The following is a 6,436-nucleotide window of genomic DNA, read 5'->3' on the forward strand; positions in this document are numbered from 1 at the left end:
AGGTCCCGCTGCCGGTCGACCAGACCGCGGTCAAGGACAACGTCACGACCCTGATGGCCACGGCCGCCGAGCGCACCCCCTCGGTGTCCGTGTACGCCCCCGACACCAGGAAGAACTTCTGGGTCGAGAACTTCAAGACCTCCGACGACTACCTCGCGTGGACCGTGACCGTGCCCAAGGGCGACGTGTACCGGATCACCGGGATGCTCAACGCGGCGCAGGGGCAGACCTTCAAGGTCGCCGTCCGCGGTTCGGCCGCGGCGACCGGCTTCGCGCAGCCGGCGGGCGGCTGGGCGCGGGTCGACGCGGGCAAGCTGGCGCTGCCGTCCGGTACTTCGACGATCGTGCTGAGCCGTACCGCGACGCTGTCGGGCGACACGCAGGTCAAGTCGCTCGAACTGGTGCGGGAGAAGGACCGGCCGGCGCGTGAGGCGCGGATCGAGGCGGCGCGGGCCGACACGTCCGACTTCGCGTCGGCGGGCTACGGCCTGATGTTCCAGTACGGCTCGTGGGGCTTCCCGCAGAACGGCGGGCCGGCCAAGTCGCTCGACCGCCAGGCCGCGGACTTCGACGTGCCGGCCTTCGTCAAGATGGTCAAGGGCACCGGCGCGGGCTATGTGATCTGGTCGTACAGCTGGTGGGGTTACCACGTCGACGGCCCCAACGCCGCGATCGACAGGATCACCGGCAACGGGGACCTGACCGCCAAGCGCGACCTGATCGGCGAGATCGCCGACGCGCTGCACGCCGAGGGTCTGGGCTTCACGCTGTACTACCACCTGGGCACCGAGGACGCGGCCTGGTGGCCGACGCAGAAGTTCCCGGACACCTTCTACACGACCGGCACCGGGGATCGCAGCACGCTGCTGAACAACTGGAAGCAGGTCGTCGCGGACATCGGCAACCGCTACGGCAAGAAGCTCGACGGGTTCTTCTTCGACGACGGCCTGATCTACTACCCGGCGCCGTTCGAGGAGTTGGAGAAGATCGCGCGTACCGGCAACCCCAAGCGCATGGTCTCGTGGAACTCGTGGATCCTGCCCCGCTACACCGACTTCCAGGACACCTACTTCGCCGAGGAGGTGCACGGCGAGCCGATCAACGGCAGCGCGCCGGTCGGCGGCGACGGCGTCTTCCGGTCCGGCCCGCAGCAAGGGCTGTTGCAGCACGCCATGTTCCGGATGGAGGACGACTGGGGCATCCACCTGCGCGGCCAGAAGATCGGCGGCCCGAACTTCTCCTCGAAGCAGGCCGTGGACTGGGCGCTCGACGCGTCCTCGCGCAAGGTCCCGCTGAGCTTCAACATGATGATGTACGAGGACGGCACGGTCTCCGAGCAGTCGCTCGCGATCCTGAGCGACGTCCGCCAGGCGCTGCGCGGCAACGCCGAGCGGATCACCACCAAGCCGGTCAACCAGAACGACGCGGGCTTCGGGTGGGACGACGCGTGGAAGCGCACGACCAACCGCTGGACCGGTGACCTCGGCGGCGACGTGCAGGCGGCGACCGCGAACGGCGCTTCGGCGACCTACACGTTCACCGGCACGGCCGCGGACGTCCTGGGCCCGCGCGACCTGCTCGGCGGGAAGTTCGACGTCTACCTCGACGGCGCGCTCGTGCAGCGGCTCGACGGGTTCTCGTGGCTGCCCCGGCCGCAGTCGGTGCTGTACGCGGCCCGCCACCTGGCCCCGGGCACGCACACGATCAAGCTGGTCAAGGTCTCCGGCGTGTCCCTCCGGATCGACGGCGCCCGGATGATCGAGGGCCCGTCGGCCCTCAACGACACCGACCCGGCGGTCACCTACCAGGGCACCTGGACCCACTCGGCCAACCGCGGCGCCGGCGACCACGCCGACGACGTGACCTGGACCGACACCGACGGCAACGCCGTGACGGTCACCTTCACCGGCAGCGCGATCGACGTACTGGCCCCGATGGGCGCCGGCTACGCGACCGCCGACGTCACCCTCGACGGCGTCGCGGCCGGCACCGCCACCACCGACAACGGCGGCTCGTACGCGGCCCGGCAGAAGGTGTACTCGGCGAAGTTCCCGGCCCCGGGCACGCACACCGTAACCCTCACCAAATCCGGCGGCAGCTACCTCCAATTCGACGCGGCGTACGTCACGAAGTAGCCCGCGCGCGAAGTTCCCACCCCGGAGCCCGGCCGTACTCCTCGTACGGCCGGGCTCCCGTTCGTCGCGGCCGCACCTCGCACGGTGTGTACATCGTTACAGCTTCCGACGCGTATGGGACGTCGAGCGCTTCACGCCCGCCCTGCAACGCGTCGGGATCCTCGAATTCCCCCGCCCCGAGCCGTACACCCCCGGGTGTCGAGTCGCCGGCACTGTTGTACATCTCGAGAACCGCGTATGCCGTCAGCCGTTGGAAGCGCGAGGCGTCGGCGATCACCTCGACTCGGCCGACGTCCCGGCGCCACCGCCCTGAAGTTCCGCGAGGGCGGCGATCTTCGTGTCGTGGCGGCTGAAAGCGACCTCGTCCACCGGGTTTCCGCGTGCCTCCGCCGTTTGTGCCACCAGTGTCTGGAGGACGCAGACCTCGACGAGCGCGCGTTGTGGGGCCGTCAGCCCGGCGGGGACCGTGACCGAAACGGCGCCCACGGGTGCCTCCTCGGTGCCGTCCGTGACGGTAAGGACCGCCGTGGGCTTCTCCAAGAGCTGCCGGGCCAAAGCGAGTTCACGGGTGCCGCCGACCACCACGTGGCTGGTCTCGGCGCTCGCGCAGTCCATCGGGCCGTGCAGGTACGCCCGGGTCCCGTACGCCGTCGACGGCACCAGGGGCCCCTCCCGAAAGAGCAGGGCCACCGCCTCGGCCGTGGTCAGTTGCGGGGCCGAGGCCACCACGTCCACGGGCCCGGACGTCAGCGGGCCGGCGGCGAAGTCCGCCAGTACGGCGCCGTTGCGCGCGACGGACTCCTCGATCAGGTCGGGCAACTCGGCCCAGCGTTCGTCCACTCGGCCCGTCGCCATGACGTCCGCGAGCATGCCCAGCGACGCGTAGGTAACCACGAACCCCACCGTGGACACCCGACTGTCCGGGTATCCGCCGAGCGTCAGCGTCGCGGCCGCCGCCTCGCGCAGGGGGCTCTCCCGCGCGTTGGTCACCGCCAGCGTGTCCACGCCGTCGACCCGGAACCGGCGCACCAGATCGGCCGTTTCCCGGCTGCGCCCGCTCTGCGAGAGCGCCACCACCACGTCGGGGGCGCCCACCGCGACCGGATAGTCCGAGCAGTCGGAACGGGACGCGTCCACGCCGTCCGCGCGCAAGGCGTACAGCGGTGAGGCGAGCGCCGCGTGGCTCGCACCGATTCCGGCCAGCAGGATCCGTCGTCGGCCCGGCCGCCAAAGGTCCGGACGCTTCGGAAACTCGGCCACCACCTCGCGCAACGCCGCCAGTTCGACGGCGCGGCCCTCGTCGTATCCGTAGCCGTACACCAGGGGCGCGCTCACGCCTGTATTCCCTTCTCCGCACGCGGACGCCACTCGCGCCGCGCCACCGCCGGAACGTAGTCGCCGAGGTCGATCGGGAACTGCACGACGGTCTGCGTCTCCGCCGCGTAGTAGGCGGCCATCAGCAGCTCCGTCACCGCGACGCCACTGTCCAGCGACTCCAGCGGCTGCCCGCCGTCGGCGAACATCCGGCTGATGTGCGTGTTCTCCGCCGTATAGCCGTACGCGGCGGGCTCGTCGGCGATCACCGGCATGAGTCCCTGCTCGGCGTTCTGCTTCTCCAACATGTCCTCGCCCGCCGCCTGTTCCAGGTCTCGCGAGAAGAACACGGTGGCGTCGCCGCTCAGCGAGTTCGCGCTCATCGAGTACTCGGGGCCCAGCAACTCGAAGGACAGCCGCATGCCGGCGCCCACGTAACCCCACGAGGTCATCGCCTCGACGATGACGGGTTCGCCGTCGCCGTTGACGAAGGTGTACGTCGCGTTGGCGTAGTCCTCGGACGGGGTACGGCGATAGTCCTGAACGCCGGGGTACTCCTGCTCCAGTCGCTGCGCGTACCGGTCGCGGCTCCAGCGCAGCGAGGCGATGGTCGCGGTGACCGACACCGGGCGCAGCCACTCCGAGGGGGACTTGCCGGGCGGCGTGAGCAGGAAGCGTCCGGCCTCCAGGGAGTGGCACATCAGGTCGTTGAGGACCCCGCCGCCCTGGGCTTCGCTGTCCCAGAACCACGCCGAGTGCGGGCCCGAGTGCTCCTCCGTGCAGCGGGCCAGGTAGGGCGTGCCGGAGCGTTGCGCGCCACGCGTCCACATCAACTCGCGGGTGCGTGTCAGGCGCGGCGCGTACACCTGGTTCTCCAGGTAGGCGTGCGCTGTGCCGGTGGCGTGCACCATCTCGGCGACCTGCCGCGCCTCGGCGATGTTGCGCCCGAGCGGCTTCTCCACGGCGATGCCGCGCAAGGTGGCGCGCCCGGCGAGGAGTTCGTCGCAGATCGCCTTGACGACGTCTACCCGGGTGTGGTTGGGAGTGAGCACCCACACCGCGTCGACGCGCTCGTCACGCACGAGCGCGGCGATGTCGTCGTACGCGGTGACGTCGGTGCCGACCCGCAGGTCCTCGGCGTAGGAGGCGAGTTCGCGGGCCCGGTCCAGGCTGCGCGACTGGGTCGCGACGATGTCGCTGCCCCGAATCGCCTGCCAGGACCGCACATGGAAGTGGGCGATGAAACCGGAACCGATGATTCCGATTCCGAGGGTTGCGGGGTGTGTGCCGTTCAAGAGAGATGTCCTTGTTCGTGAGGTGCGGCGGCGGCCGGCCGACGCTGGTCTCAGCCCTTGACGCCGGTGAGCGTGATGCCCTCGACGAAGGTGCGTTGGGCGAAGTAGAAGACGACGACCACGGGCAGGGTGGCCAGGGCGGTCACCGCCATGATCACGCCCCAGTCCGTGCTGTGCGAGCCGTGGAAGGAGGCGAGACCGTAGGCGATGGGCCACCGGTCGGGGTTCTCGGAGGTGTACAGGAGCGGCCCGTAGTAGTCGTTCCAACACTGGAAGAACATGAAGATCGAGGCCGCGGCGATGCCGGGCTTGGCCATGGGCACCACGACCCGCAGCAGGATGCCCCATTCGCTGTTGCCGTCCATCCGGGCCGCGTCGATGTACTCGGTCGGTATGGACAGGAAGAACTGCCGCAGCAGGAAGATGGAGAAGGCGTTGCCGAACAGGTGCGGCAGGATCAGCGGCCAGAACGTGCCGACGACTCTGAAGTGCGCCCAGGCGACGTACATCGGTACCTGGGTGACCTGCGGCGGCAGCAGCATCGCGATGATCACCGCGAAGAATATGACACCGGAGAACCGGAGCTTGACCTTGGCCAGGACGTACGCGACGGGCACCGAGGAGACCAGCATGAAGATGGTCGAAGTACCGGCGTAGATGAGCGAGTTGGCGAACCAGCGGCCGATCGGCGCGGTGTCGAACGCCTTCTTGTAGTTGCCCCATTCGAAGGGGTTGGGCCACAGCGCGCCGGTGAGGGTCTGTTGTTCGCCCATGAACGAGGTGAGCACCACGAACACGACGGGGACGAGGAAGATGACGGCGAGCGCCAGGAGCAGGGCGTGCTCGGCCACATAGGCGAGGGCTCTCTTGGGGATCACGGCCGTTCACGCCCCTTTCTGGTGGAAGAGACCGGCCCTGCGGAGCAGCACGGCGATGACGGCCGCGGCTACCACGAACAGCACGACCGCCATGGCCGCCGCGTAGCCGAGTTGGAAGCTGCTGAAGCCCTGGACGTAAATCCATTGGGTGTAGGTGAGCAGGGAGTCGTCGGGGTAGCCGAGCAGTTGGTCGGGGCCCGCAACGATGCCGGTCTTGCCGTTGGCGATGCTGGAGGCGACGGTGGCCTCGGTGAAGTACTGGAGTGCGGCGATCACCCCGGTGACGGCGGAGAAGAGCAGGACCGGGGAGATGTTGGGCAGGGTGATGTACCAGAACTTCTGACGTCCGCCCGCGCCGTCCAGGTCGGCGGCCTCGTACTGGTCCTTCGGCACGTCGAGCAGCGCGGCGAGGAAGATGACCATGACGTCGCCCATCATCCAGACGCCGAGCAGGACCAGGGAGGGCTTGGACAGGGACGGGTCGTTGAACCAGAGCGGGCCGTCGATGCCGAACGTGCGCAGGATCGTGTTGATCGGCCCGGTGCCGGGGTTGAACAGGAACACGAAGCCGACGACCGAGGCCACGGGCGGGACGAGCGCCGGGACGTAGAACAGCGTGCGCCACAAGCCGGAGGCGCGCTTGCGGCGGGTCAGCAGCATGGCGATGCCGAGCGAGCAGAACATCCGCACGGGTACCAGGATCGCCACGAACCACAGAGTGTTGAAGGCGGCCTTGCCCACCCGGGAGTCCTGGGTGAACAGGTACTTGTAGTTGCTGAACCCGATCCACTTCGGCGAGGACGCCAGGTCGTAG

5 protein-coding genes are annotated in these 6,436 nt (G+C 69.0%); 1 reads left to right on the forward strand and 4 read right to left on the reverse strand.

What is annotated here, in order from left to right; genetic code table 11:
- Window positions 1-2,135, forward strand: a 2,135-nt coding sequence (locus tag GT354_RS09475) for an alpha-L-fucosidase (protein ID WP_202511688.1), incomplete at its 5' end; no start/stop codon positions are given.
- A gap of 273 nt (window positions 2,136-2,408) precedes the next feature.
- On the opposite strand, the gene GT354_RS09480 is transcribed toward GT354_RS09475, so the two are convergent.
- The 4 genes from GT354_RS09480 to GT354_RS09495 all read right to left on the reverse strand — a co-directional run.
- A complete protein-coding gene (locus GT354_RS09480; RefSeq protein WP_161355828.1) occupies window positions 2,409-3,470 on the reverse strand; it encodes an SIS domain-containing protein in 1,062 nt (353 codons plus the stop codon).
- Window positions 3,467-4,744, reverse strand: a complete 1,278-nt coding sequence (locus GT354_RS09485; RefSeq protein WP_161355829.1) for a Gfo/Idh/MocA family oxidoreductase — start codon at window positions 4,742-4,744, stop codon at window positions 3,467-3,469. The genes GT354_RS09480 and GT354_RS09485 overlap by 4 nt, the downstream gene beginning before the upstream one ends.
- A gap of 50 nt (window positions 4,745-4,794) precedes the next feature.
- Complete coding sequence (locus GT354_RS09490; protein ID WP_161355830.1) at window positions 4,795-5,622, reverse strand: carbohydrate ABC transporter permease; 828 nt, start codon at window positions 5,620-5,622, stop codon at window positions 4,795-4,797.
- Window positions 5,623-5,628: 6 nt separating this feature from the next.
- Window positions 5,629-6,436, reverse strand: an 808-nt coding sequence (locus GT354_RS09495) for a sugar ABC transporter permease (protein ID WP_161355831.1), incomplete at its 5' end; no start/stop codon positions are given.

Origin of the sequence: Streptomyces sp. SID3343, assembly GCF_009865215.1 — a bacterium.
Taxonomy (GTDB): Bacteria; Actinomycetota; Actinomycetes; order Streptomycetales; family Streptomycetaceae; genus Embleya.